At 65.0% G+C, this 24,208-nt stretch carries 23 protein-coding genes; 10 read left to right on the top strand and 13 right to left on the bottom strand.

Features of this window, described 5'->3' with window-relative positions:
• Nucleotides 1–18 precede the first annotated feature (18 nt).
• Both GT613_RS00760 and metG read right to left on the bottom strand, forming a co-directional pair.
• Nucleotides 19–321, bottom strand: coding sequence for a hypothetical protein (locus tag GT613_RS00760; protein WP_009306723.1), 303 nt, complete (start codon nt 319–321; stop codon nt 19–21).
• A gap of 206 nt (nt 322–527) precedes the next feature.
• Nucleotides 528–2,117, bottom strand: coding sequence for a methionine--tRNA ligase (gene metG / locus GT613_RS00755; RefSeq protein ID WP_009306725.1), 1,590 nt, complete (start codon nt 2,115–2,117; stop codon nt 528–530).
• 372 nt (nt 2,118–2,489) lie between these two features.
• Between metG and GT613_RS00750 the strand changes: the two genes are divergently transcribed.
• Entirely contained in the window at nt 2,490–3,803 is a 1,314-nt protein-coding gene (locus GT613_RS00750) for a lipase family protein (protein WP_009306727.1), read from the top strand.
• Between the two features lie 259 nt (nt 3,804–4,062).
• Nucleotides 4,063–4,407, top strand: coding sequence for a GIY-YIG nuclease family protein (locus tag GT613_RS00745; RefSeq protein ID WP_035577748.1), 345 nt, complete (start codon nt 4,063–4,065; stop codon nt 4,405–4,407).
• 43 nt (nt 4,408–4,450) lie between these two features.
• Here the strand turns inward: GT613_RS00745 and GT613_RS00740 are convergent, their stop codons facing one another.
• The gene (locus GT613_RS00740) at nt 4,451–4,702 is read right to left on the bottom strand and encodes a helix-turn-helix transcriptional regulator (RefSeq protein WP_009306731.1); all 252 of its coding nucleotides are present in this window, start codon (nt 4,700–4,702) and stop codon (nt 4,451–4,453) included.
• A 9-nt stretch (nt 4,703–4,711) separates the two neighbouring features.
• Nucleotides 4,712–5,026 (bottom strand): DUF6442 family protein, encoded by a 315-nt coding sequence (locus GT613_RS00735; RefSeq protein WP_009306733.1) that lies wholly within the window; start codon nt 5,024–5,026, stop codon nt 4,712–4,714.
• 412 nt (nt 5,027–5,438) lie between these two features.
• On the opposite strand from GT613_RS00735, the gene GT613_RS00730 reads away from it, so the two are divergent.
• A complete protein-coding gene (locus GT613_RS00730; RefSeq protein WP_227100958.1) occupies nt 5,439–6,272 on the top strand; it encodes an alpha/beta hydrolase in 834 nt (277 codons plus the stop codon).
• Nucleotides 6,273–6,299: 27 nt separating this feature from the next.
• On the opposite strand, the gene GT613_RS00725 is transcribed toward GT613_RS00730, so the two are convergent.
• The 4 genes from GT613_RS00725 to rsmI form a co-directional block, all read right to left on the bottom strand.
• Entirely contained in the window at nt 6,300–7,679 is a 1,380-nt protein-coding gene (locus tag GT613_RS00725; RefSeq protein WP_226844182.1) for a DHA2 family efflux MFS transporter permease subunit, read from the bottom strand.
• Nucleotides 7,680–8,617: 938 nt separating this feature from the next.
• The gene (locus tag GT613_RS00720; RefSeq protein WP_161172464.1) at nt 8,618–9,226 is read right to left on the bottom strand and encodes a SprT family zinc-dependent metalloprotease; all 609 of its coding nucleotides are present in this window, start codon (nt 9,224–9,226) and stop codon (nt 8,618–8,620) included.
• Nucleotides 9,223–10,581 (bottom strand): MATE family efflux transporter, encoded by a 1,359-nt coding sequence (locus GT613_RS00715; protein WP_009609426.1) that lies wholly within the window; start codon nt 10,579–10,581, stop codon nt 9,223–9,225. The genes GT613_RS00720 and GT613_RS00715 overlap by 4 nt, the downstream gene beginning before the upstream one ends.
• An 11-nt stretch (nt 10,582–10,592) precedes the next feature.
• Nucleotides 10,593–11,444, bottom strand: coding sequence for a 16S rRNA (cytidine(1402)-2'-O)-methyltransferase (gene rsmI, locus GT613_RS00710; RefSeq protein WP_114550513.1), 852 nt, complete (start codon nt 11,442–11,444; stop codon nt 10,593–10,595).
• A gap of 407 nt (nt 11,445–11,851) precedes the next feature.
• Here rsmI and GT613_RS00705 point away from each other — a divergent pair, with 407 nt between their 5' ends.
• From GT613_RS00705 to GT613_RS00675, 7 genes are all read left to right on the top strand, one after another.
• Nucleotides 11,852–12,664, top strand: coding sequence for an alpha/beta hydrolase (locus tag GT613_RS00705; protein WP_114550559.1), 813 nt, complete (start codon nt 11,852–11,854; stop codon nt 12,662–12,664).
• A gap of 275 nt (nt 12,665–12,939) precedes the next feature.
• Entirely contained in the window at nt 12,940–13,749 is an 810-nt protein-coding gene (locus tag GT613_RS00700) for a protein-glutamate O-methyltransferase CheR (protein WP_114549995.1), read from the top strand.
• Entirely contained in the window at nt 13,746–15,320 is a 1,575-nt protein-coding gene (locus tag GT613_RS00695) for a methyl-accepting chemotaxis protein (RefSeq protein WP_114549996.1), read from the top strand. The genes GT613_RS00700 and GT613_RS00695 overlap by 4 nt, the downstream gene beginning before the upstream one ends.
• Nucleotides 15,317–15,961: a GGDEF domain-containing protein gene (locus GT613_RS00690; RefSeq protein ID WP_114518139.1), complete on the top strand. Its 645-nt coding sequence runs from the start codon at nt 15,317–15,319 to the stop codon at nt 15,959–15,961. The genes GT613_RS00695 and GT613_RS00690 overlap by 4 nt, the downstream gene beginning before the upstream one ends.
• Nucleotides 15,958–17,517 (top strand): chemotaxis protein CheA, encoded by a 1,560-nt coding sequence (locus tag GT613_RS00685; RefSeq protein ID WP_114518140.1) that lies wholly within the window; start codon nt 15,958–15,960, stop codon nt 17,515–17,517. The genes GT613_RS00690 and GT613_RS00685 overlap by 4 nt, the downstream gene beginning before the upstream one ends.
• The gene (locus tag GT613_RS00680) at nt 17,504–17,953 is read left to right on the top strand and encodes a bifunctional autolysin (RefSeq protein WP_009306754.1); all 450 of its coding nucleotides are present in this window, start codon (nt 17,504–17,506) and stop codon (nt 17,951–17,953) included. Before GT613_RS00685 ends, GT613_RS00680 begins: the two co-directional genes overlap by 14 nt.
• Before the next feature lie 86 nt (nt 17,954–18,039).
• Nucleotides 18,040–19,824 (top strand): glycerophosphodiester phosphodiesterase family protein, encoded by a 1,785-nt coding sequence (locus GT613_RS00675; RefSeq protein WP_114556833.1) that lies wholly within the window; start codon nt 18,040–18,042, stop codon nt 19,822–19,824.
• 166 nt (nt 19,825–19,990) lie between these two features.
• On the opposite strand, the gene GT613_RS00670 is transcribed toward GT613_RS00675, so the two are convergent.
• The 5 genes from GT613_RS00670 to GT613_RS00650 form a co-directional block, all read right to left on the bottom strand.
• On the bottom strand, nt 19,991–21,115 hold the full coding sequence (locus GT613_RS00670; protein WP_035579012.1) for an alpha/beta fold hydrolase: 1,125 nt from the start codon (nt 21,113–21,115) through the stop codon (nt 19,991–19,993).
• Nucleotides 21,116–21,160: 45 nt separating this feature from the next.
• Entirely contained in the window at nt 21,161–21,583 is a 423-nt protein-coding gene (locus GT613_RS00665) for a helix-turn-helix domain-containing protein (protein WP_009609408.1), read from the bottom strand.
• 346 nt (nt 21,584–21,929) lie between these two features.
• Nucleotides 21,930–22,484: a glutathione peroxidase gene (locus GT613_RS00660; RefSeq protein ID WP_009306763.1), complete on the bottom strand. Its 555-nt coding sequence runs from the start codon at nt 22,482–22,484 to the stop codon at nt 21,930–21,932.
• A gap of 140 nt (nt 22,485–22,624) precedes the next feature.
• Nucleotides 22,625–23,407, bottom strand: a complete 783-nt coding sequence (locus tag GT613_RS00655) for a nitroreductase family protein (RefSeq protein ID WP_009306764.1) — start codon at nt 23,405–23,407, stop codon at nt 22,625–22,627.
• Nucleotides 23,404–24,186: an EFR1 family ferrodoxin gene (locus GT613_RS00650; RefSeq protein WP_009306766.1), complete on the bottom strand. Its 783-nt coding sequence runs from the start codon at nt 24,184–24,186 to the stop codon at nt 23,404–23,406. The genes GT613_RS00655 and GT613_RS00650 overlap by 4 nt, the downstream gene beginning before the upstream one ends.
• Nucleotides 24,187–24,208: the final 22 nt, after the last annotated feature.

Below are 24,208 nucleotides of genomic sequence, written 5' to 3'. Positions count from 1 at the left end.
GCGCGGGAAGGGGTCGCTTCAAGTCCAGCCGACGAAGCGCTTGGCAGCCGCAGCGGCCTCGAACCGCCACGAGTTCAAGCGATCGAACGTGGTGGTCCCGTCTTCGAACGCATCCACGATGGTGCAGACGAACTCCACCTTGTGAGCCGCGCAGCGCGCGAGCGCGTACGACGGATCGGGCAGAAGCTGCAGGTGGGCGTGCGTGTCGGCCACCGGCCCCTCGAGCTGGGGAGCGTCCACCACGCGGTAGCGGCCGTGCTTGCGCTTCTGCCGAAACTGCGGATCGTCGAAGACGGGTTCCGCGCTCTGTTCGTCGACCATGGTCGCGTCCTTTCTTGCTCGCAGGTTGTTCGAGTCGTCGCCGGTCCAACAAAGCCAGCGAGGGGCGTCCTCGGATGCGAGATTCGCGGGATCGCGGAGGCGAAGCGTACTATGGTACGCGAGGCTCCGGGATCGCACGAAGATCGCGTGCGAGGACGCGCCGCAGCGTCGGCTGCTCCGCCGGCCGGCAGGCCGGCGGAACCGTTCTACTCCATGCTCAGGTCGATGGCGTCCATGTCCAGGCGCGGGAACAGGGGGTCGCCGATTTCCACCGGGTTGCCGGCGGGCAGCTGGCCCCAGGCCGTCGCGGCCTCGATGTCGGTCACGGCCTCGATGTCGCCCAGCGACAGGCGACGGAACACCTCGGCCGACGTGTTCGGCATGAACGGCGCCATGTACAGCGCGATGATGCGGATGGCCTCAAGCGCGTTGTAGATGACCTCGGCCAGCTCGCCGGCGGTCTCCTCGCTCTTCGCGAGGTTCCACGGGGCGCTCTCCTCCACGTAGAGGTTCACGCGACCGGCCAGCTTCTGCACCGCGGCCGCGGCGGCCGTGAAGTCGACGGCGCCCAGAGCCGCGTCGTACTCGGCGTACAGCTCCTCGGTTATGGCGCGCAGCGGGTTCTCATTCGCAAGCACCTCGGCGGGCACCTCCGGAACCTGGCCGTCGAAGTACTTCTTCGTCATGTTGAACACGCGGCTGCACAGGTTTCCCCAGGTGTTGGCCAAATCGGCGTTGTACACCTGCACCATGCGCTCCATGGAGATGGAGCCGTCGGCGCCGAACTGCACGTCGCTCATGAAGTAGTAGCGGTACGCGTCCACGCCGAACACCTTGCAGAGGTCCGCGGGCTTCAGGGCGTTGCCCTTCGACTTCGACATCTTCTCGCCCTTCGTGAGCAGGAAGCCGTGGCCGAACACGGTGTGGGTGATGGGCAGCCCGGCCGCCATGAGCATGGCCGGCCAGATGACGCAGTGGAAGCGCGTGATGTCCTTGCCCACGAAGTGGTACTGCATGGGCCAGCGGGCGTCGAACTCGCCGGCGCGCTCGCCCTCGTCGCCGTAGCCGATGCCGGTGAGGTAGGCCAGCAAAGCGTCGGCCCACACGTAGGCCACGTGGCCCTCGTCGAACGGCAGCGGCACGCCCCAGTCGAACGTGCTGCGCGAGATGGACAGGTCCTTCAGACCGCTCTTCACGAACGACACGATCTCGTTCTTGCGCGTTTCGGGACGGATGAAATCGGGGTTCTCCTCGTAGAACGCCAGCAGCTTGTCGCCGAACTCGGACAGCTTGAAGAACCAGTTCTCCTCGCCGCCCGCCTTCTGCACGGGGCGCTTGCAGTCGGGGCACACCAGCTCCCCGTCCTCGTTCTTCTCGAGGTCGCTTTCAGCGTAGTAGGTTTCCTCATGCACGCAGTACCAACCCTCGTAGCTGCCCTTGTAGCACCAGCCGCGATCGTAGAGGTCCTGCCAGAACTTCTGCACCGTGCGCGCGTGGCGCGGCTCGGTGGTGCGCACGAAGTCGGTGTAGGTGATGCCCAGCATGTCCCATGCGTCGCGGAACGCGGGCTCCATGGAGTCGCACCAGTCCTGCGGGGTCATGCCCTTGTCGGCGGCGGTGTCGGCCACCTTCTGGCCGTGCTCGTCCATGCCCGTCACGAACGCCACGTCGTAGCCGTTCATGCGCTGGTAGCGCGCCACGGTGTCGGCGGCGATGGTGGTGTACGCGGTGCCGAGGTGCGGGGCCGCGTTGACGTAGTAGATGGGGGTGGTGAACGAGTAGGTTCCCTTTGACATGGTGCTTCCTCACATTTCGGGGCCGCGCGGCGCATGATGCCTCGTCAGCCGGCTTTCGAGCGCCGCCGCTCATGATGCGGCGCGCTTGGACGACGCGCGCCAACCAGCATTCGTTCGCCAGTTGGCAAGCAACTGGATATTCTAGCACGAGGAAACGCTTCGACCCCTCGTCCCCGCAGATCGCACGCGAATGTTTCACGCCCGCGATGCAAAGGAATCCCGAACCTTGCCGCAATGTGCCCCAAACCTTAAGAAATGCTTACAGCACGCTTAAGTTTCACTTGCGTTGCGCCAGCACCGGTAACCGCGGCGGCACGACACCGTATACTGGCCGAAACGAAGGAAGCACTCACCGATGGCGAAGGAGGACCGATGCAGACGAACCCCGCGCGACGCTTCGCGTCGGCTGTCGCTTCCCTGCTCGGCTGCCTCCTTCTCATCGCGCTGTTCATGGTACAGCTCCGGTACACGGGCTACGAATCGGGGCTCGTTCCCGTCGCGCACGCCAATGGAAACGCGGTCGTCGCGCACGTCCCCGCTTCCCCGCGCACCACCGTCACCGCCGAATACTGCAGCGAGGTGGTAGCCGCCCTCGACCCGAACAACCCGTCAGGGCGAACATCCACGCAGCTGACGTTCGACGACTCCTGGTTCTTCCACGACGCCCGCACCTACCAGCACGATCTGGCCACGGCCTGTTCCGTGTTGGCGGCGGTGTGCAATTCCGAATCCCAGTACTACGACGGCGTGGCCGGTTCGCTGCCCTACGCCGAGCGGACGCTTGGCGCGCTGGGATTCCACGACGTGCGCACCGAGTCGTACGCGATGCGCAGCAGCGTCCTCGACGAGGTCAGCTCACTGTTGGTGGGATCGAGCGACGTGGCCGCGTACACGTTGGCCAGCAAGACCATCGCTTCGGACGGCGACGGGAAGCCCGTCACGCTTCTGTTCGTGGGCATCCGCGGCACGTACGGCGCAGAGTGGCTCAGCAACTTCAACTTCCTGGGCGCCGGCTCCGACGATGCCGACCACCGCGGGTTCAAAGCGGCCGAGGAAGAGGTCGAGAAAGCAGTGCGCTCCTACGCGAGCGATCTGGGCATCGACCCCGCTCACACGCGCATTCTCATCACAGGGCACAGCCGCGGCGGGGCCATCGCGAACCTGCTGGCCGCCGACCTCGGCGACCCGGACGACGACGCGTCGGCGCTGGCGCCCTCGTCCGGCATCTACGCCTACACGTTCGCCGCCCCGTGCGCCACGCGCGCGGACGACCGGCACGATCCGAGGTTCGACAACATCTTCAACGTGGTGAACGAGGCGGACATCGTCACGCAGCTGCCGCTTTCCTCCTGGGGTTTCGGACGCTACGGCTCCACCATCACGCTGCCCAGCACCGTAAGCGCCGACTTCGACGATTCGTACGCCATCGTGCAGACCGCCTACCAGCGCAACACCGGCTACGCGTTAGGATGCGACGAGGACGACTTCGCTACGCTGAGCACGTTCGGCTCCACGGCATCCACCCGCGTGCCCACGCTCGACGCGCTGGTCAGCCCATTGGGCATCGTCGGTGCCGTGCAGTCGCTCCTCGGCCTCGACCTTTCGGCCGCGCTGACCGCCCACCACCCCGACACGTACATCGCCTGGATGCAGGCCGGCGCGGCCGATCAGCCGGCTTCGGCCTGATTGAGGGCGAGAACGTAACAGGCGCCGTCGTTTAAATAGGTGATCTTCTGCCATCCTGGGCGGACCGCGCAGCGCGGAGTCGAATGATCCCGTGCGGCACCAGCTGCAAGCATTCCGGCTATCGCCGCGCAGGATCCTTCGACCCCGGCGGCTCCGCCGCCTGCGCCCATAGGATGACAAGGGGCGAGGGCAACGGTCGACGTTCCGTAGATTGCGCGCCCGGACGGCATGCGGTACCGTGGACGATGAGGTGATACGCATGCAAACCGACCGACGCAAGGAATTGCGAGACGCATACAAGAGCCGCCGCCCCGACATGGGCGTGGTTGAACTGCGCTGCACTGCCACGGGCCAGCGCTTTCTGGGCATCACGCGCGACGCGGCGAAGGAGCTCAACAGCCTGCGGGCGAAGCTGAACGGAGGCGGGCACCCGAACCGTCCGCTGCAGCAGCTGTGGAGCGAGCACGGCGAGAACGGCTTCGACTTTCGCGTGGCGGACACGCTGGAGTACGAGAACCCCGAAGACGTCTCGGCCGACGACCTGCAAGCCTTGCGCGACCTGCTGCTGGCCGAAGACCCCGAAGCCCGCAAGATCTGGAAGTGAGCCAGGCGCGTCCGTCGACCCTTGATGCGCCCTTGCGCACACTTCACTCGAAGTAGAACAGATCCTCGAACTTCTTGTCGAGCGCGATGCAGAGGACGAGGGCCAGCTTTGCCGTAGGGTTGAACAGGCCCGTCTCGATGGACGAGATGGTCTGGCGCGAGACACCCACGAGCCCCGCGAGCTCTGCCTGCGAAAGCCCCGCCTCGGCGCGCGCCGCCTTCAGCCGGTTGCAGAGTTCGAGCTCGCCGTCGTTGTCATGCACATCGTCGAATCCGAGAGACGGTAGCTTGATCATGAAGTGCCCCTACATCGTCGCGAATATATGGTGGACGACGACGCTGATGACCGCGACCGTCACCAAAACGCCCGCACCCAACGCGGTTTTGTAACGAAACTGGTAGAACTGGTAGAAGTTCATGGCGGCTATGCCCGACATGACAATGGCGAACGACACATCCGTGCTCTGACCATGAAGCGAATCCCACACGAACAACAACGCCCATACCACCATCATCACGGAGAGCATAAGGTAGCTCGCACGCCATTGCATCAGCTTGAACCGCTCGTCCATTCCGTCGTTGTCCCGACGGCTCTTCTCCAGAATCTCGTCCTTGTTCATGGCTGCCTCCTTCTGCATCGCCCGTTCGCTTCCGGATGTTTCACGTGAAACATTTGTACTCATGCCTCACCAAGCACGCAAAACGCTTCTCGATGGCGAAAAACCTCCGAATTCGGAAGTTTGAATCCCTGATCGCAGCGATGCGCGGCTACCCACTCTGCAAAATACCTGGTCGCGAGCCGGCATCCTCAATCACGTTGGACTTGCCACCGAATCGGACTGCGCTCACCTTCCGAATTCGATTGCTTTTTGCCAACTGGGCATCCTCGTACGGCATCCCAAGGTTTTCATTGGTTCATTCTGCCAAGTTTTCTTATCACAATGTCAAGTATACTTATCACGAAGAGGAAATGCAAGGCAAGCGTTGCAGATCCGGAACCGGGCATGGCACTCTTTTGCTACCATGCTCGTCATGGAAACGAACGAACCTACACCCACGACGGAAGCGGCCGAAAGCGGCACGCCCGTCGCCGCGCGCCGCAAGCCGCGCAAGCTCGTCGTCGCGCTGACGGCCCTCGCCATCCTGCTGTGCGTGCTGGCAGCCGCGTTCTTCGCGTACGCGAGCGACTCGTACCACGACCTCGACGCGAACCATCGCAACCTCGTGTCGACCGAGACGCTGCCCGTTCAGCAGGGAGACAACTACCTTGCGTTCGGCGACCCGAACGCAGCCGTCGGCCTCGTGTTCTACCCCGGCGCGAAGGTGGAATACAGCGCGTACGCGCCGCTCATGCGCGATCTGGCCGAGCGCGGCTACCTGGCCGTAGTGGTTCAGATGCCGTTCAACTTCGCGTTCTTCGACATCAACGCAGCCGACCGCGTGCGCGCGGACTTCCCCGACGTGGGCACCTGGTGGGTGGGCGGCCACTCGCTGGGCGGCTCGATGGCGGCGCAGTACGCGGTCGACCATGCCGGCGACGGCACGCTCGACGGCCTCGTGCTGTTGGGATCCTACTCCGCCAGCGACCTGTCGAGCACGAACCTGGGCGCCATCTCCCTGTACGGCTCGAACGACCAGGTGCTCAACCGCGCCAAACTCGAGGACAACGCCGACCTGCTGCCCAAGGGAGCCGAAACCGTGGAGATCGAAGGCGGCAACCATGCTGGCTTCGGCGCCTACGGCCCGCAAAGCGGCGATGGCGAAGCCAGCATCACCCCCGCGGAACAGCAGAGCCAAACCGCCGACGCCATCGACCGCTACATCAGGGCCCGCTACGCCGAGCCGTCCCTGGCAGCCGCAGCATAGCGCGAACCACGCTCAGCCGAGCCGCCTCTAGCGCGTTTTCCGCTGCGGGCGCGGCAGAAACGCCATGCCCACGACGAAGCCCACGACGATGACGGCCGCCTGCACTTCGAAGCTTAAAGCGAAACCGCCGACGTCGATGCCTAGCTCGTTGGAAGATGCGAGCGCCATAACCGTGATAAGCGCCGACGACGAGAGCGCACCGAAGATCTGGCGAAACGACGTGATAATGGCCGTGCCTTGCGCGATGTCTTCAAGAGACAGCGCCGCGCAAGCGTGAGCGGTCATCGGCATCATGAGGCATGCGACCCCCACCGTGCGCACGCCGTACAACACGGTTATCGCCCACTCGGGCGTACCCGCGTCGCACGCCGCGAAAGCCAGCGTGCCCGCAGCCAGCACCGCGCATCCCACCGCAACGAGCGGCCTTGGACCGTAACGGTCGAGCAGGCGTCCCGTCACCGGGTTCAAGAACCCTAGCAGCACCGCGCCCGGCAGGATAGTCAGCCCCGACACCGTGGCGCTGCCGCCCTGCACGTCCTGTACGAACAACGGCACCATGATGGAACCGACCATGAACGCCATCTGGGACATCATCACCAGCACAGTGGCTATCGCGAACGTGCGGTTGCGAAAGCACGACAGTTTGAGCAGCGGCTGCTCGATGCGCGCCTGACGCCTCGCGAACACGAAGAGCGCAAGCGCGCCGCCTGCGAGCGCCGCCAAAGACACAGGATCGAACGCAGCGTCCGACTCCATAACCGTGGTCCCCAGCATGATGCCGCAGAAGCCAAGCGTGTACAACAGCCCCGAAGGCACGTCAAACCTCTCGCGCGACGCTTCGCGCTTCACCACGTCGGACAGCACGAAGAACGACAGCACCACAACCACCGCCGACACCGCGCCCAAGATGACGAACACCGAGCGCCAGCCCCAGAAGTCGATGAGGAAGCCGGATACGGTGGGCCCGATGGCCGGCGCGAAGCCGATGATGAGGCCCACCAGACCCATCGCACGGCCGTACTCGCTTTTGGGGTACACTGACAGCGCCACCACCTGGATAAGCGGCAGCGCGATGCCCGCGCCGCCGGCTTGCAGCAGGCGCGATGCCAACAGCAGCGGATAATTCGGTGCGACGAGCGCGGCCGCGCAACCTGCGACGAAGCACACCATGGCTGCGATGAATAGCTTCTTCGAATCAACGCGATGCACCAGATAAGCGGTCATAGCCGAGATGAGGCCAAGCGTGAAGATGTAGGACGTGGTGAGAAGCTGGCCGAGCGAGGCGCTCACGGAGTACTCGTGCATGATGGTGGGAAGCGCGGCTATCATCATGCTCTGCGAGATGCACGCGGCGGTGGTGCCCGACATCATGACCGCAAGCACGATGGTGCGCTGTCTCTTCGGCAAGCCGTCGGATACCCCTTGCGCGGTATCACCCGCGCTGCCATAGTTCCGTTCTCGCTCTATCGCCTGTGCGCTTTCCATAGTTCCATGATAGCAGCGTGCGCAAGCGGTTTGCGAAGGATGCACACATTCCACGAGCAGGCCTGGGCAAGGCCAGTCGCGCCCGCGCCCCGGACGCTCGCCCGCGCCCGACGGTGACCGCCGTGCCGGACGCTCGCCTGCGCCCGACGGAACCCCACCGTGCCGGACGCTCGCCCGCAGCTGCGAGGCCGACCTGGGCGCAAAACGCCCCCCCATGGCAATCGCGAAGCGGTTTCGACGCGCCGCATCGCCTCGTCCGACCGCATAACCCCAGGTGGCATAATCCGCACGCAACCACCGATGCCCGACAGCACCGCCGAAATTGTCATGGGAACCGTTTTTCGCCCAACACGCTGCCCGACGACGGTCGAGCCGGGGTGGCCGGTCGCGACGAACGCGCAACCATGACCCAGCTACCAAGCGAATGGGTCGATGTCACGAAAATCCTCCCGTCGCGGTAAAAACGAGTCGGTTTGGTAATCATACTATGTTGCTTACATTTCTGATCCGAACACCCGACCTGGGAGGACGCGCTTGAGAAGGTTCAGCAGCCCGAGAAGGTGGCGGTCGGGCGCCCTTCAGGATTACCAAACCGTTCCGTTTTTACCGCGGAAGCCCGAACGTCCCGTCAAGCGGCCCGCCGGCCACGCGCAGAAGGGCATCGGGAGCGCGCTCGGACGAACGCAGAGCACGACCTGCGGCTTTCATACGGTGCACGCGGGCGTATCGAGATCGACCCGCGCATTCCGAGGCGGCGCATAATGCGCGCCGTGCACGGACGCGACCCGCGCCCTTCGGGGCAACGCGCGCCGCTCATCGCGCGCCGCAGCGCGCCTCCGCGCGCGGGCGCAACACGCGCCCTAGCGCAGCTTCGCGCGCCGATCTCGCCAGTCGGGCATGAAGGCGTCCATGAGCGCTTTGAAGCGAGGGCCGTGGCCGCGTTCCAGCAGGTGGCACAGCTCGTGCACCACCACGTACTCCAAGCACTCGGGCGGATAGAGCGCCAAACGCACGTTGATGCAGATGCGGCCCGTTGCGGGTTGGCAGCTGCCCCAGCGGCTGGTCATGTTGCGATACACCAGCTTGCCCGCCTTCACGCCCATGATAGGCTCCCACGCCTCCACGAGCGCGGGCACGCACGCCTCCACCACGGCGCGCCACGCCGCCACCTCCTCGGGCCCCGCCTCGGCCGCCCCGGCGGCGGGCGAGGCGGCAACCTGCGCGAGCTTCGCGTCGATCCACGGGCGCTTCTCGCGGACGAACCTCTCGATGTCGCGATCACGCACGTACGCCGGCGCCGACACCTCTACGAACCCGCCGCCGCGATGCACGCGCAGGTTGAGGTTCTTGATGCGCTTGCGCGCAAGCCGCACGACCAGGCCGTCCACCACGAGTTCGACGGGCTCGACGGGCGCAACGGGACGCGAGGCCGAAGCCCGCCCCCGCGCCGCACGCTGCCGCGGGCTCACGCGACCACCTCCCGATCGCGCCGGCGCGGCCCGCGCACGAACCGCACGAGAAGCACGGCAGTCAGCGCGAACGTGGCCGCCTCGGCCGCGGGGAACGTGGCCCACACGCCGGCCATGCCGAACAGCGCCGCCAGCACAGCCGCGAACGCCAGTATGGCCGGAAGACCGCGCACGATGGAGATAGCCAGGCCGCAGACCGGTTGCTCCACCGCGCTGAAGAACGCCGCCGCCACGATGTTCGCCCCCGCGAAGAAGTACCCGAGGAAGTACACGCGCATGCCGTCCACGGCAAGCGCCGTGAGCTGCGGATCGTTGTCGCGATTGAACGCGAGCGCAAGCGGCTCGGCGGCGAGCGCCACCGCAGCGTACGTCGTCGCCGCGATGACGAGAGCCGTCAGCAGCGCCAGACGCAGCACCGCGCGCACGTCGCGGTCGCTGCCACGCGCGTACGCGTTGCTGGCCAGCGGCTGGATGCCCTGCGCGATGCCCACGAACAGGGCGCTCGCCACGAACGCGAAGTTCGCGACCACCCCGTAGGCCGCCACCCCGATGGTTCCCTCAAACGCAAGGATCACCAAGTTCAGCACCAGCAAAACCAGCCCGCCCGACAGCTCTACCACGAACGACGAGAACCCGAGCGCCGCGATATGCCCCACGAGCCGCGCGCGCAGATGCAAGCGCACCGGCCGAAACGTGTTGCGTTTCCTGAGGAAATGGATCAACAGCACCGCCATGCTCATGAGCGGGGCGAACCCCGTGGCGAACGCCGCGCCGAACATGCCCCACCCGAACCCGAATATGAACAACGCGTCGAGCGCGATGTTCCCGAAGCTTCCCACCAGCATGGCGACCATGGCCAGCTGCGGGCTGCCGTCGTTGCGCACGAACGGCAGCAGCACGTTGTTCAACAAGAACAGCGGCGCGAACGCGAAGATGGTGCGCAGGTACGTCACGGTCAGCGGAAGCGTGGCCTCGTCCGCTCCCAAAAGCGACGCCAACGGCGTCGCGAACGCCTCCACGACCGCAAGCAGCACCGCCGCGGCAACGCCCGCCATGACGAGCGCCGTGGTGAACACCCGGTTCGCCCCCGTGCGGTCGCCCCTCGCCGAGCACACCTGGAACTCGGTTGCCGCGCCGATGCCCAGCATGAGGCCCGTAGCCTGCAGCACCGTGTACAGCACGATGGAGAAGTTAAGCGCCGCGAGGCCGTCCGACCCCACCCCGTTCGCAATGAAGAACGTGTCGGCCAGTATGTACACCGACACGCCTACCATGCCCAGCACGTTGAACGACACGTACCGCGCGAACGGACGCGCCATCGACGACGAGCCGGCCATGCCGGCACCGCGTGCCATCGCGCGCCGCCTCACGCCTCGAGCGAGATGTCGTATGCCGCGTTGCGCGCGATGCCGAACTCCTCGGCTATCGCGCGGGCGATGTCCTTGTTGCGCGCGCCCGCAGCCTTGAGCTCGACGGCCCGGTCGCGGGCTGCGGCTTCGGCGTCCTGCTCGGCAGCGGCGTCCTCGGCGGCGCTCGGGCCGTCGATCACCAGCACGATCTCGCCCTTGATTCCCGCGCCCTCCCGCTCGCGCGCGGCGAACGCGTCGCGCACCTCGGGCAGCGGGCCCCGCACCACTTCCTCGTGCAGTTTCGTCAGCTCGCGGCATACGGCGATCTCGCGATGCGGCAGCGTCTCCGCCAGCGAGGTCAAGGCCGCCACCAGGCGGTTCGGGCTCTCGTAGAACAGCAGCGCCGCATCGAGCGCGCGCAGGCTCTCCACCACGGCGCGGCGTTCGGCGTCCTTGCGCGGGAAGAAGCCGCCGAAATAGAAGCGCGGGTTCGCGCTGCCGCTGGCCACGTACGCCGTGGCCACGGCCGTGGCGCCCGGCAGCACCTCCACCGGCACGCCCGCCTCGCGGGCGGCGCGCACGAGGCGCAGCCCCGGATCGGACACGCCCGGCATGCCGGCGTCCGAGCAGTACGCGATCACTTCGCCTGCCGCCACGCGCTCAACCAACGACGACGCGCGCTCGCCGATGAGCGCCTCGTCCAGCCGCTCGATGCGCTTCTCGATGCGGAATGCCGCTAGCAGCTTGCCTGTGACACGCGTGTCCTCGGCGCACACCGCGTCGGCCGACCGCAGCGCCTCGAGCGCGCGCTCGGTCATGTCGCCCAAGTTGCCGATGGGCGTAGGACATATGATGAGCTTGCCGGCCATGTGCTTCCTTCCATTGCTGCGCGCGCCGCGCCGTTCTTCGTTGTCGTCCATTGTCAAGCATGCAAGCCGCCTTGGCAAATGTGCCGGACGGAAAGCACGCGAGCAGCCGGGTCGGGCCAGCCCTTTTTGGCGCGGGGATAGGGCGCAAGCCCTTCTCTGGCGCGGAGTGGGATTTGGGACTTGGGTGTCAGCGGCCGCGCCGGTCGCACGCCGCGCCCGCCACGAATCGACGCGGAACGCGCCCACCCGCTCGCAAGCGCCACCCCGCGCCCAGAAGAGTGGGCCCCACCCGAGGCCACCTTCCCCGCCTCCCCCGCCTCCTCTCCTCTTCCTCCCCTGCCCTCCATACCCGCGCGTCAACGCGCTACAATAGCTCCAGCTTATCGACCCGAGAGAAGGGAACGCGCATGCAGCAGCAACTCACGAAACAGACCCCCGAGGGCTTCCTGCTGGTCGGACGCATCGACGCGCCGGAGCAGCCGAAGGCGGCAGCCGTCATCGTCCACGGGCTGTGCGAGCACTTCGGACGCTACGACTACGTGACGCAGCGGCTGCTGGAAGCCGGGTACGCCGTCGTGCGCTTCGATCATCGCGGGCACGGGCGCTCCATGGGCAAGAAGGTGTGGTACGACGACCGCACGCAGATCGTATCCGATACCGACCTGTTCGTCGAAGAAGCCCGCGCGCAGTTCCCCGACCTGCCGGTGTTCATGATCGGACACTCTATGGGCGGCTTCGGCGCCGCCAGCTACGGCACGGCCCATCCCGGCAAGCTGGACGGCTACGTGCTGTCGGGCGCTTGGACGCGCGACCACGCGGGCCTGGCCTCGGGCGCCGTCGAGCAGGGGCTCGACCCCGAGACGTACATCCCCAACGAGCTGGGCGACGGCGTGTGCTCCGACCCCGCCGTGGGAGAGGCCTACCTGGCCGACCCCTTCGTCATCAAGGAGTTCTCGGTGGCGCTGCTGCGCGCCGTGCACGACGGCCACCTCTGGCTGCGCGCGCAGGCCGCCGATTTCGCCGACCCGGTGCTTCTGCTGCACGGCGGAGACGACGGTCTGGTCAGCCCGCAGGACAGCATCGACATGTTCCGCGAAGCGTCGTCGGCGGACAAGTCGCTGCGCATTTACGCGGGCCTCTACCACGAGATATTCAACGAGTTCAAAAAGGACCGCGTCATCCGCGATGCCATCGAATGGCTCGACGACCACGTGAGGTAAGCTGCACCGGCCAAGGCCGAACATCGCCACGCCAACGGGGAAAAGCGCCTGCGTCATAAGAAGGATCGACGCAGGCGCTTGCACGAGGGCAAAGCCCCCTCGCGGCCGGACAGCCGTCTGCGTAGCCGAGCCCGGCATGCGCCGCATCCTGCCGCTACAGGAAAAAACGCATAAAAATGCACCCCCCCCCCCGCTCATCCCCGGATCGAGCCCCTATCAATGGTATTCTGTAGCCATCATGAACATCCATCGACGAAGCGGTGCGCGTGGAACATATGACTGACAGCGAATTCGAGCAGGTACGCTCGTTTCTTGCCCAGACGTACGGTCTGGACATGAATTCGAAGCGCACCCTGCTAGAATGCCGCCTCGCGCGCGAGCGCGATCGCTTGCAGCTGCCGTCGTTTTCGGCGTACTTCGACCTCGTGGAGTCAGGGCGAAACCAGCAGGAGCGAAACCGGTTCGTCAACCTCGTCACCACCCATTACACCTACTTCCTGCGCGAAAGCGCGCAGTTCAAGTTCCTCTTCGCCACAGCTTTCCCGGAATTGCTGGCCAAGCGGCCGAACCGCCCGTGGAACATACTGTGCGCCGGCTGCTCCACGGGAGAAGAATGCTACAGCGTCTCGATGCTGGTCGAGGACTACGCGCGAACCCACCCGATCCCCTCCGTTCGCATCACCGGCATCGACCTGTCGCAACCTGCGATCGAAGAGGCGCGTACGGCCGCCTATCCCGAATCGCGCATCAACAGGGTGCCCCGTCGCTGGCGCAATGCGTACTTCGTTCGGAACGGTCAGCTGTACACCGTTGCCGAGCGCATCCGCTCGCGCGTCTTTCTGGCGCAGGGCAACCTCTGCGACGACGAAGTCCTGCGCAGGACGTACGACCTCATCATGTGCCGAAACGTCATCATCTACCTCAAAGCCGAAGTTCGCAACCGGGTGATCGCGACATTGCACCGCCACCTCGCCCCATCGAGCTACCTCATGCTGGGGCACGCCGAGATCATCCGCGAACGTACGCTGTTCGAATACCAGGGGAACTCCGTTTATCGAAGACAAGCGAAAGCGACCAACGTATGAGCATGAAACCGAGCAACATCAGCATAAGCCGCATCTTGATGATATCCTACGGCATCGTCATCGCCCTGTTCGCCCTTTCGATCGCAGTGGCGCTCTACGGCGTCCACGCGAACGCCTCCATGACCAAAGAGTTCTACAACCGGCCGTACATGGTTTCGAAAAGCGCCGTGGCGCTTCGCTTCACGATCGAGGAGATGTCGACGTACGTCGAGCAGCTGCTTAACGCAGAAAACGACGCGGCGAAACAGAAAGCGCTGGTGGCCATCGAGGATCTCACCGAACAACGCATGAACGAGCTGAACGTCGTCAGGTCGCTGTTCAAAGCCGATCCCGATCTTCTAGAACGCTTCTCGAACGCCTGCGACGAGCTGGGCGCGCGCCGCAACGCCGTGATCGGCGCGGCCGAAGCGGGAGACATCGACCGCGCCATCGACCTGTACTCGAACGAGTACCTCGCGCAAAAGGAAGTGACCGTCAACCTGTCCACCGAGGTCGTGAACACCGCAGAGCACGTTGCGCAGGCCTTCGTCAAAGACTCGTTCAGCGTCGAGGTCGGAACCTCGCTGGCCATCGGGCTTCTAGGGACGGCGGCAATCGTGCTCGTCATCGTTATGTGGAGGCGCATCACGCACAGCATCGCCGCGCCCATTCAGGAGATCGACCGCATAGCGAAGCGGTTGGCCGACGGCGATCTGACGGTGCGCTCATCCTGCACGTCCGGCAACGAGCTGGGCTCGCTCGCTTCGTCCATGAACGAAACGGTAGCTTCGCTGCGCTTCGCCACCGAGCAGCTCAGCGAAACAGCCGAGCAGGTGGCTCGCTCGTCATCGCAGATGTCGGACAGCTCCCAAGCCGTCGCGCAAGGCTCCGCCGAGCAAGCCACCGCCATCGAAGAGCTTGCCGCCAACGTTCAGAGCATCACGCACGTGGTGGGAGAGAACACCGAAAGCGTCCTGACCGTGAATTCCAACACCTCCGATGTACTGGGCGCGGTCGAGGAAAGCAGCGACTCGATAGCCCGCACCGTGTGCGCCATCGAGGAGATCAAAGACAACGCCCAGAGCATCTCGCAGCTGGCCAACTCCATCGAAGACATCTCGTTCCAGACGAACATCCTCGCGCTGAACGCCTCCGTCGAAGCCGCGCGCGCAGGCGATGCCGGACGCGGCTTCGCCATTGTGGCCGAGGAAATCCGCCGCCTCGCCTCGCAGGTGAGCGAAGCGTCGCGTGCGGCTGACGAACTCGCCGGGCGCGCCATCGAAAACGTCGAGGCCGGAAGCGAGCTGATCGGCTCCGCATCTTCGAACATGGAGGAAGCCGTTACCTCTATCGAAGACATCAAGACGGCGATGTCCTCCATCGCTCACGCCTCCGAGCAGCAGCTCGAAGCGGTTGCCCAGATACAGGAGAGCATGGACAGCCTCTCCCAGGTCGTGCAGGAGAACTCGGCCGCCTCCGAGGAAAGCGCGGTCATCGGAGAGGAGCTTGCGGATCGCGCGAACGAACTCAAGCACCTGATCGGCCGCTTCAAAATCGATGCAGATCCGCACGAAAGCGAAGCTGGGGCATGACGCGATTCCGAACCGAAACAGGCAGCGCGCCGAGCGGATCGGAAGGCATCCGAGAAGACCGCGAGCGCCTGCGCGCCGACAACGCCGCCCTGAAGCAGCAGCTGGACGTCATGCGGGCGCTCGCATTCCGCGACCAGCTGACCGGCTTGTTCAGCCGCCACTATTTAACCGACTACCTGGAGCAAGAGATCGAACGCATGAGCGGCGAAGCGAACATCGTGCTCGCCCTGTGCGATATCGACGACTTCAAGCTCATCAACGACGTGCGCGGCCATCAGGCCGGCGACATCGCCATCGTCTGCATCGCCGACATCCTCGACGATCTCTCCGGCAACCATCCGGTCATCCGATGGGGCGGCGAGGAACTGCTGCTCGTGCTGTTCTCCACGCCCGACCACGAGGCCTTGCGTCTGTGCAACCAGATGCGTGAGGAAGTGGCCAGCTATCCCATCAGCGACGACTTAGGCGATTTTTCGTGCACGCTCACGTTCGGTCTGAGCGCCTACGATCCGGAACTCACGTTCGGCGAGAACTTCGCATCGGCCGACCGCGCGCTGTACCACGGCAAGGAGACGGGCAAGAACCGTTGCGTGTTCGCGCAATCGAACCAGATAGAGCGTGGCGGAGGGAACCGGTCGTGAAACGCGAGGAGATCACCGTGCAGGCGAAGCTCAAGCCCAATTGCGGGCTCGAGAACACGCGCGCTTCGCTCGTCATGCGCCGCATCGCGCCGTTGTGCGACTCGGCAACATGCCATCCGCACGCGATCAAGAGCAGTCGGGAGACGATTCCCTACCTGCGCGACCACGGCTTGTTCGTCACCTTCGTCTCGCGCACGCCCGAGCGGGTGCTCGCAGCCATCAGCGGTGCGTTCTTCGTGGACAGCTGCACCATCGTGGAGGATCCCGAAGGCATCCCGCCGTTCGAGATGCCTTCCGCATCCCAGGAAGACGATGCAGAAAACGGAGGGATCGAAGCGATTTCTTCGTTCGCCGATCGCGATGCGCGCAGCGAGCGAGACGAAAAGCTGTCGAACCTGATCGCGCAGCTGGAGGAGACGAACCGGTCTTTGCGAGCGCACGCCGAGAGCCTTCCGAACGACCGCGTGCTCAGCGATATCGCGTTCTCGTACGCGCAGACCCTCGACCACCTGCGATCCACCGTCGCCCTTTCGCGCATCGAAGCGTTCGACCGCATCGCTCCATCGCTTCATAAGCTCGTCGAGGACTACGGGCGCCAGTTCGGCGTTCCCGTCGATCTGGAGCTCGAGCAAGGACGCATGGATCTGGATCGTTCGGTGCTCGCATCCATCGAGGAAACGCTCAGACGCGCCCTTCGATCATGTATCCGCGACGGCATCGAAAGCGCCGAGGAACGCGCCGACCTGGGAAAACCGGAACGCGCAACCATACGCTTGCGCCTGGAAAACGAAGGTTCGGATGTCGTTTGCCGCATCGAGCACGACGGCAGGCCCTTCGACGCGCACCGTATCGCCACGATAGCGTCGAAACGCGGCCTTCTCGCCCGTCCGCTGGACGCGTATTCCGACGAGGAGATAGGCGCGTTCATCCTTCTGCCGCAATTCTTCTTGCCGAGCGCCGCCAGCGACGGCAACGCCTTCGCAGAACTGAACGAGATAGGCTGCATGCTGCAGCGCATCGGCGGGCGCGGCACGATGCGCAACACCGAACGCGGCACGTTGGAGATCGTCCTACGCTTTCCCGTGCCGTTCACCGTGTTCGAAGCCGCCCTGCTGCGCACCGGAGGCGTCCGCTTCGCAGTTCCCGCACAGCAGATCGTGCGCTTCGAGGCGTTCGACCCCGCCCGCGTCCAGCGCGGCGGCGCAACGGGAGAAGGGTCGAAAGCAACCTCAACCTGGTACGAGGACGAACACGGCGCGCATATCGAGATGCTCAACCAAGGTGCCAAGCCCTTTCCGCTTGACGCGGCGCACCCCGCATATACCGTCCTGCTTGAAGCTCTGGGGGAACGATGCGCTTTGGCCGCAGACGACGTTGAGGGCTACGAGCGGATCTCGATGCTGCAGCTTCCGGCACTGCTCGACCGCCGGCGCATGCACGAACTGGGCTGCATCGGATACGCCATCCTGCAAGACGGTTCGCCCTGCATCGTGATAAGCGTACAGCGCTTTCTGAACGACGCGGCGAAGGACAGGGGAACCCATGCGCGACCGTAGCCAACGTCTGCACTGGATCGAAACGCTCATCGGCAAGGACCGCCAAGAGGCTCGGCGGAATAACGCGCTGGTCATCCCCACCGATGATGGAGACATGGCCATCGCGTTCTCGTCCATCGTCGAAGTGGTCGCCGCCAGCCGCGTGCAGCCCCTTGCCCTCTTGCCCGAGCAGTTCTGCGGCGTGCTGTTCCGCGGCAACGAGCTGGCCCCCATCGTCGACACGAGAGCCCCCGACACTGGACCGGGGCACGTCGTGCTCGTCGAAGGGGAAGGATGCCTGTTGGGGCTGCAGTTCTACGGCACGCCCTACGTCGTCGACCTCGACGAAACCGAACATGCCCTCTTGGCCATCGAGCGCCGTCCGAGCTTCCCGTCGGGAACGCTTCCCCTGCTGGATATCGACGCCGTAGCGAAAGCGCTGCTCGCCCTCGATTAACGCCGCAGTGCGCGAGCTCCCAACCAGCGCATCAGGTAGAATGGCTCGAACAACCAGCCACCGCATCCGACGGAAGGACGCATGCCATGGAGTTCGCACGCAGCACATGGAGGCTGTTCGCCGCCAATGCGCGAACCGCTATCCTGTTCGAATTCGGCTTCCGATTCTTGTTCGCCATCCTGTTCGTACCGGCATGTTTCGGCATGGTGGATCTCGCGATGGAAGCGGCCGGACTTGCCTACTTGGCCGACACGAACATGACGACTCTATTCGCGAATCCGCTGGCGTGGGTGTTTTTGCTCGTGGCCGCGCTTGTGCTGGCCCTCGGAGCCCTTTTCGAGATGTGCGCCCTCGTCGTTGTCATGCAGGCGGGAAAGACGGGTCGGCGCATCGGAGTGTTCGAAACGAGCCGGCTCGCATTCTCTTCCGCCCGGCGCATCGCACGCCCATCGAACTGGCTTCTTGCGCTGTTCGTGCTGCTGCTGGTTCCGCTCACGAACCTGACCGTCACTTCCTCGGCGCTCACCGGCGTGCGGCTTCCCGAGTTCATTATGGACTTCATCTGGGAAAACGGCGCGCTGACCGCGGTGTTCGTCATCGTGATGGCCGCACTGTACCTGCATGCGTTTTTTCTGGCGTTCGGCATTCACTTCTTCACGCTGTGCGACGAATCCTGGATGCAGGCACGCATCTCGAGCAGGAGCCTGCTGCGCGGCAACGCCTGGCGGCTGGCGCGCCGTCTGCTAGCCTTGTTCGCCGTGTTCGCGTCGGGAGCGGTCGCGGCCATAGTCGTCGGCGTCCTCATCTTGGCCGCCATCCTAGAAGGCGGCCTGCCGTTCGGAGTCTCCTTCGCGCTCACGCTCGTGATGTTCGCATTCACTATCGTGGTCGACTGCGTGTTCGCGCCGCTGAGCTATGCCGCCCTCAGCGCCACGTTCTACGAATTCTCGCAGGAGCGGGGCATCGACGTCCCTTACCGCATCGACGAGCCCTCGCGTACGTGCAGGACGAGGCTCGCGCGCGCAGCGGTCGGCTCCTTTCTCGCCATGCTCGGACTCGTTTCGTTGCTGTCCTACGACCCTTTGCACGGGGTATTCGAATCCGAAAGCCAGCGAGAGCCCGCGCCGGATTTCGCGATCACCGCGCATCGGGGCGGCGCGCGCGAGGCTCCCGAGAACACCTTGGCTGCATTCCAGAACGCTATCGACCAAGGCGCGGATTGGGTGGAGCTTGACGTGCAGCAGACGGCCGACGGCGTGCTCGTGGTGATGCACGATGCCAACCTCAAGCGCACGACGGGTCTGGATAAAGAGTTCTGGCAGGTCACGTACGACGAGATCAAAGACCTCGACAACGGCAGCTGGTTCGATCCCGCATTCGCAGACCAGCGGATATGCACGCTGGAAGAGGCGCTTGCGTTGTGCAAAGGCAAGATCAAGTTGAATATCGAGGTGAAGCCGGACGGCCACGGCGTCGACCTCGAGCGAAAGACGGTCGACCTCATCAACGCCTACGATATGAGAGACCAGGTGGCCGTCGCGAGCATCTCCTACGAGTCGCTCGCGAAGGTGAAGGAGATCGACCCCTCCATGCCCACCATGTACGACATGACGTTGGCTTACGGCTCCATCTCGAGCATCGAGCATGTCGATTATTTCAGCGTCGACGACTTCTTCGTCACCCAGGAACTCGTCGACGAAGTGCAAGGGGCGGGGAAGATCATATACGCTTGGACCGTCAACGACCCCGCCAACATGTCGCGCCTCATCGACTACGGCATCGACGGTCTGGTCACCGACGACATCGCACAGGCTCGCGAGCTGTACGAGGCGGCGCTGCACGAGGGGCACGAGTACTTCGACGCCATCTGATCGACGGCGGCGAACGCTTGCGAAGTGTTGGCGCGCCCGATGGCCCGCATGGGCGCCACCCGCAAGGCGACTCGTCGCCCCGCGCTTCGATATCGACGTCGTAATGGAAACGCCGCTCGCCCTCGACCAACGCCGCGATGGCCGAAAAAGCCGCCGTCGAACGCGGCTACTTCGCCGATGCGACCGATGCCGCCCGGTCGACGGCGTCCGCGAACGTTTTCGGACGCTCGTAGTGGATGTCGTGGCCCGATTCGACGACGACGGTTTCGCAGACAGCCACGAGCTGCTGCACGCGTGCGGCGTCCTCGTCGGAGTTGGCGGCGAGCAACGTACCATCCTCGCCGTAGTTCGTCTTCGCTTTCAGGTACACGGCAGGACAGGTTATACAGCGCAGAAGGTCGGCCTGGTCGATGCCGTCGAACCACGTGCCGTCGTAGAACGTCTCGCTGAACCGCACGTCGAAGTCGTCGTAGAAGTACAGGCCACGCACCCAGTCGTGCGGCACCCAGGCCAGCGTGAGATGCGCGTCGGGGTTCGCTGATCGCTCCTGCGCCGTCCACTCCGCGATTTTAGGCTGCAGTCCTCCGAACAGGCTGAACAGGTAGCTGTGCTGCGCGTAGTACACGGTCGGGTCGGCAACGTCGCCCTGCCGGAGGAACGCGTGCGTCACCATGAAGCCGTCTTTCCATGCGAAGCAGCCCGGTTCCTGCTGCATCTCGACCGGCGTGACGCGGAAGAAGGGCGGATCCTCCAACACGCATGCCGTCACCTGCTCAGCATCGTTGGCGGCCAGCCACGCGGCGATGATGCCGCCCGACGAATGGCCCGACACGAGGTAGCAAGCGCCGATCTTTTGCGCAGCGAAGGACTTGAACGCGCGCCCGATGGCCTCGCACGAGTAAAGCGCCGGATCGTGGCTCGATTCGCCGTGGCCGAAACAATCGACGGCGAACACGTGGTAGCGCTGCGCGAGATCGGGCAGCACGCGGGCGTAGTCCTCCCACTGCATGCCCTGGCCGTGCACGAGCACGAGCGCCGGCCCGTTGTCGGGACCTTCGGCGTAGTTGACGACGGCCTCGATCATCGAGCCGGTTGCCTCGCCCGCAAGCGAAACTTCCACGCGAGCCCGCTTCTCAACGAAGCCAGCAGCGACCGCTTTCGCCAGGTCGCGCTCCTCGCCATGACGGCTGTTGCCCACGTACCATGCCAACGCAGCAGCGATGCACACTGCCAGCGCCGCGATGATGACGGCTGCGGTCATGCCGACCCTCCTCTTCCCGGTTGCGCCCATGCTTCCTCCTTGCGCTCGACGCCCACGTCGCCCAGCGCGGCGGGGCTATCGGTCGACCATGCTGCGGAGCATCGACACGCGGTCCATGAACTCGTCGGCTTTCAGGATGGCCAAGCCCTGCTCCTCGTCGCCCAGCACCAACAGGGCATCGCCGGCCTCGATGCCGAACAGCTCGCGCGCCTGCTTGGGGATGACGATCTGCCAGCGCTCTCCCACCGTGACGGTGCCGAACAGATGCTTGCCGCGCGGCGGCATGGGCAGCATCGTACCGTGCGGGTCGTAGCCTACGAGCGCGTCCAGCGACACGTCGAGCGCCTCGGCCAGCGCGCCGGCATTGGCCAAGTCGGGCGTCGAATCGCCCGTCTCCCACTTCGTCACCGTCTGGCGCGACACGCCCAAACGCTCGGCTAGCTGCTCCTGGGTAAGCCCGACCATCTTGCGCCTGCTCTGAATGTTCGAACCGATCATGTTTTTCATACTCCTCGCCGCTTATGGTAATCCGCCCACCGGCCACGATCCACCAACCCATGATGACAGATTCCGCGAATCTCGTCGCGTTTCGGCTGCATCGGCAAACGAAAGCCCGGCTCTCCCTCCTGAACTCGACCGGCAAATCCTGGATTTTCGCCGCCTCCGCTTCGGCGACAAGCAGTTGCGCTCAAGGCATCCGATCAGAACAAATGTTTCACGTGAAACATTCAGGCGTGAAAAAGGCCGCCGCATCGCGATGGATGCGGCGGCCGGGTTCGCGGGTTCGCGGGTTCGCGGGTTCGCGCTTCATGCGCTTGCGCGAGGTGGGTCCGGACCGAAAAGGCTACAGCAGCTCCTCCACGGCGGGCGCCACGACGTCGGGGATGGACGCGGTGGGCTCGAAGCGGCGCACGACGTTGCCCTCGCGGTCGATGAGGAACTTCGTGAAGTTCCACTTGATGTCGGGCTTGCCCGCATAGTCGGGATCGTCCTTCGCCAGCAGGTCTTCCAGAACCGGCGTCAACTCGTGGCCCTCGTCGAAGCCCTCGAAGCCCTTCTGCTGCTGCAGGTAGGCGAACAACGGATCGGCGCCTTCGCCGTTGACCTCGATCTTCGCGAACTGCGGGAACGTCACGCCGAAACGGGACGTGCAGAAGCGCGCGATCTCCTCGTTCGTACCGGGAGCCTGATGGCCGAATTGGTCGCACGGGAAGTCGAGGATGTCCAGACCACGCTCGTGCAAGGTGGTGTACAGCGCCTCGAGCTGGGCGTACGTAGGCGTGAAACCGCACTCCGTGGCGGTGTTCACCACCAGCAGCACGCGGCCTCGGTAGTCGGCGAGCGACACGTCGTTGCCCTGCTGGTCCTTCACGGTGAAGTCGTAGATGCTGGAAGCCATGGATCCTTCTTTCGATGAGGGGTTGTCCGTCGTCTGTGATCGAACCTATGATACCGCTAAATGATACTTTGTTGATAACATTTTACGGAACGGTCATACTTCGGCCACTTGCGGCGAGCCGCAGCGTCGTCGGAGCAGCCTCACTTCCAGCTGATCGCCGCCGCCTCCTTCGGGGCGGTGCGCCGATAGCGCACGGCCGGATACCCCAGCACGAGCGCGGTGACCACCTTCTGCTTCCGGCCGAGCCCCAGCTCGCGACGAAGCCCGCGCGACAGGCGCGCGGCCATCGTGAAGAAACCGCTGTACAGCACGCCCAAACCGTGCGCCTGCGCCATGAGCTCCATATTGGAGGCGGCCAGCGCTCCGTCGATGTCCCCGCGTGCGATCACGACGATGACCGCGGGCGCGCCCTTGAAGAAGAACCGGTCGTCGATGGAGGTGCGGCGCGCCATCGAGCTCGTAAGCCGCACGAACGGCATCACGCGCCTGAACAGGCGCACCGCCCGCGCCTCGAAGCGCGCGATGTCGTCGCGCAGCACCACGAACGACACGTCCTGCTCGTTCTTGGCCGTAGGCGTCAGCCGCCCCGCCTCGACGATGCGCGCGAAGACGTCGTCGGGAACGGGCCGGTCGGCGAAGCGGCGGATGCTGCGCCGCGCGCCGAGCGCTTGCTGCAGCCGATCAGGGTCGAGGGCCGTTGGCGCGCCGGCGTCCAGCTCCCTCGGCTCTTCCTCGAACCCGGTCATCGTGACGGCCGCTTGCGGGCAGATGGCCACGCAGTGGCCGCACATGAGGCAGTCCTGCGAGATCACCGCGGCTTTCCCCTGCTCGACCACGATGTTGGCGGCCGGGCAATCCTCCCGGCACAGCCCGCACCCGATGCAGCGGGCCTCGTCGATGAGAACCTCGTGACGATCCCTCATCGCGCATCGCCTCCGCATGCGCCGTCGCCCGCATCCGTCCAGATGTCGTGCCGATGGCGCGCCTTCGACTTCTGGCCGTACTCGATGGCGCGCGTCGGGCACCCTGCGATGCAGGCCATGCAATGCGTGCAGGAGCCGTTCCATGCGGGCTTGCCGCCCGCGAGCGCGATGTTGTTCAGCGGGCAGCGACGCACGCAGGTGCCGCACGCCGTGCATGCATCCGTCGCGACGAACTTCGCATCGTGCACGAGCACGGGGTAGAACAGCGCGTTCTCGGGGCCGCTGCGGAAACGACCCTTCGCCGTGACCGGCTCTTCGGGAAGCGGCTCGCCGCGGCGAACGAGATCAGCCACCTCGTCGATGCGCGGCTTGGCGCGCTCGATCAGAGCGCGGCACTCCGCTTCGTCCGGCGTGTCGTACAGCGCCAGGTAGTTCTCGGGCATGAGAACCGATGCGAGGCCGCGAAAGCGCAGCCCGACGCCCGCGCACAGCTTCTGCGCATAGGCGGCCGCGTTGCCGACGCTTCCCCCGCAGGTCAGGACGAAGTAGGCGTCGTTGCTGCCCGCGAAGGACGCACCGCGGATCCACCGATCCACCACCCGGGGCAGGCGCCACGCATAGGTGGGCGCCACGAACACGAACGGCTTCCGTGAGCGAAGGGGCGCCGATGTCCCCTCCTTCATGATGCAGTTGATGGAGACGACCTCGTCGTCGAGCGCCTCGGCTAGCCGCCGCGCCGCCCATTGGCTGTTGCCCGTGCCGCTGAAGTACAGAATCATGGTGCTTCGCTCCGTTTCGATG

Origin of the sequence: Eggerthella sp. BIOML-A4, from assembly GCF_009875575.1 — a bacterium.
Taxonomy (GTDB): domain Bacteria; phylum Actinomycetota; class Coriobacteriia; order Coriobacteriales; family Eggerthellaceae; genus Eggerthella; species Eggerthella lenta.
Note: the sequence above shows the minus strand (reverse complement) of the source record. Positions and strands in the feature narration are given on the sequence as shown.

What these genes read in the sequence shown, in the direction of transcription:
- GT613_RS00680 (WP_009306754.1), top strand. Translation starts at nt 17,504, where the DNA reads ATGCGCGACCGTAGCCAACGTCTGCACTGGATCGAAACGCTCATCGGC.
- GT613_RS00665 (WP_009609408.1), bottom strand. Translation starts at nt 21,583, where the DNA reads ATGATCGGTTCGAACATTCAGAGCAGGCGCAAGATGGTCGGGCTTACC.
- rsmI (WP_114550513.1), bottom strand. Translation starts at nt 11,444, where the DNA reads ATGGCCGGCAAGCTCATCATATGTCCTACGCCCATCGGCAACTTGGGC.
- GT613_RS00670 (WP_035579012.1), bottom strand. Translation starts at nt 21,115, where the DNA reads ATGGGCGCAACCGGGAAGAGGAGGGTCGGCATGACCGCAGCCGTCATC.
- GT613_RS00690 (WP_114518139.1), top strand. Translation starts at nt 15,317, where the DNA reads ATGACGCGATTCCGAACCGAAACAGGCAGCGCGCCGAGCGGATCGGAA.
- GT613_RS00735 (WP_009306733.1), bottom strand. Translation starts at nt 5,026, where the DNA reads ATGAACAAGGACGAGATTCTGGAGAAGAGCCGTCGGGACAACGACGGA.
- GT613_RS00660 (WP_009306763.1), bottom strand. Translation starts at nt 22,484, where the DNA reads ATGGCTTCCAGCATCTACGACTTCACCGTGAAGGACCAGCAGGGCAAC.
- metG (WP_009306725.1), bottom strand. Translation starts at nt 2,117, where the DNA reads ATGTCAAAGGGAACCTACTCGTTCACCACCCCCATCTACTACGTCAAC.
- GT613_RS00730 (WP_227100958.1), top strand. Translation starts at nt 5,439, where the DNA reads ATGGAAACGAACGAACCTACACCCACGACGGAAGCGGCCGAAAGCGGC.
- GT613_RS00760 (WP_009306723.1), bottom strand. Translation starts at nt 321, where the DNA reads ATGGTCGACGAACAGAGCGCGGAACCCGTCTTCGACGATCCGCAGTTT.
- GT613_RS00715 (WP_009609426.1), bottom strand. Translation starts at nt 10,581, where the DNA reads ATGGCACGCGGTGCCGGCATGGCCGGCTCGTCGTCGATGGCGCGTCCG.
- GT613_RS00705 (WP_114550559.1), top strand. Translation starts at nt 11,852, where the DNA reads ATGCAGCAGCAACTCACGAAACAGACCCCCGAGGGCTTCCTGCTGGTC.
- GT613_RS00750 (WP_009306727.1), top strand. Translation starts at nt 2,490, where the DNA reads ATGCAGACGAACCCCGCGCGACGCTTCGCGTCGGCTGTCGCTTCCCTG.
- GT613_RS00700 (WP_114549995.1), top strand. Translation starts at nt 12,940, where the DNA reads ATGACTGACAGCGAATTCGAGCAGGTACGCTCGTTTCTTGCCCAGACG.
- GT613_RS00655 (WP_009306764.1), bottom strand. Translation starts at nt 23,407, where the DNA reads ATGAGGGATCGTCACGAGGTTCTCATCGACGAGGCCCGCTGCATCGGG.
- GT613_RS00675 (WP_114556833.1), top strand. Translation starts at nt 18,040, where the DNA reads ATGGAGTTCGCACGCAGCACATGGAGGCTGTTCGCCGCCAATGCGCGA.
- GT613_RS00740 (WP_009306731.1), bottom strand. Translation starts at nt 4,702, where the DNA reads ATGATCAAGCTACCGTCTCTCGGATTCGACGATGTGCATGACAACGAC.
- GT613_RS00695 (WP_114549996.1), top strand. Translation starts at nt 13,746, where the DNA reads ATGAGCATGAAACCGAGCAACATCAGCATAAGCCGCATCTTGATGATA.
- GT613_RS00745 (WP_035577748.1), top strand. Translation starts at nt 4,063, where the DNA reads ATGCAAACCGACCGACGCAAGGAATTGCGAGACGCATACAAGAGCCGC.
- GT613_RS00650 (WP_009306766.1), bottom strand. Translation starts at nt 24,186, where the DNA reads ATGATTCTGTACTTCAGCGGCACGGGCAACAGCCAATGGGCGGCGCGG.